This window comes from Flavobacterium frigidimaris (genome assembly GCF_002217275.1).
Lineage (GTDB): Bacteria > Bacteroidota > Bacteroidia > Flavobacteriales > Flavobacteriaceae > Flavobacterium > Flavobacterium aquidurense.
On sequence record NZ_MUGV01000069.1, the window covers coordinates 1 to 762 of the forward strand.

Below are 762 nucleotides of genomic sequence, written 5' to 3' on the forward strand. Positions count from 1 at the left end.
TTTTTCACAGCCTGACGTTCTGGCGCTACAGCGGGTTTGGGACTAAATTAAGCCCTATTCTCGGATTTACCAAATCATTCCAAATACAAAACCATCTTTCCATTAAGCCAAATGCCCAAATCCGTTGTAGTGGCTGTTGTAGGCAGTTTTTACTTAACGTTTTTCAAGTCTAATTCTTCCAAAAGAGTAGTGTAACTTTTTAGATTACGTGAATTTGAATCATAAACTTTAATTACTAAAGTTGAATCACAATTAATCACAGTAAATGAATTACCAGCATTTCCAGGAAATCTTTCTTCAACTTTTGATGTTATCATCCTTTTGATATAATCAGTTATAGACTTTTTTCCTGAATCATCTAATTTTATTGTCTTTTGAAAGATTACTGTTTCAATATTTTCTCCATTCTTATCACGTTTGTCGCAATCAATTTTAGTTTTTTCATAGTCTAGAAAATAGTCTTTATAGTTTCTTTCTTTTGAATAAACTTTTATTTTTTCATTATGTCCACCCCATTCTCCGCACTCACTAAATCTAGAATTTATTTTTAGACTCGCATTAATTCCAGTAGCGCCTAATAGAATTGGATCAAAAAAAACAGTTGAATTAATGTTATTTTCATCATTAGGCAACTCTTGTTTTTTTGAACATGAAAAAACAGTAATTAAGAGTATTAAGTATATAACATTTCTCATGTTTCTTATTTGGTTGAATTATTCCAATGTTCTTTAAAATTGCCTACAACGTCAGTCTGTGAAAAAA

At 30.2% G+C, this 762-nt stretch carries 1 protein-coding gene; it reads right to left on the minus strand.

Annotation, left to right across the window (positions count from 1 at the left end):
- Window positions 1-149 precede the first annotated feature (149 nt).
- The gene (locus B0A65_RS23055) at window positions 150-695 is read right to left on the minus strand and encodes a hypothetical protein (RefSeq protein WP_083370351.1); all 546 of its coding nucleotides are present in this window, start codon (window positions 693-695) and stop codon (window positions 150-152) included.
- Between the last annotated feature and the right edge of the window lie 67 nt (window positions 696-762).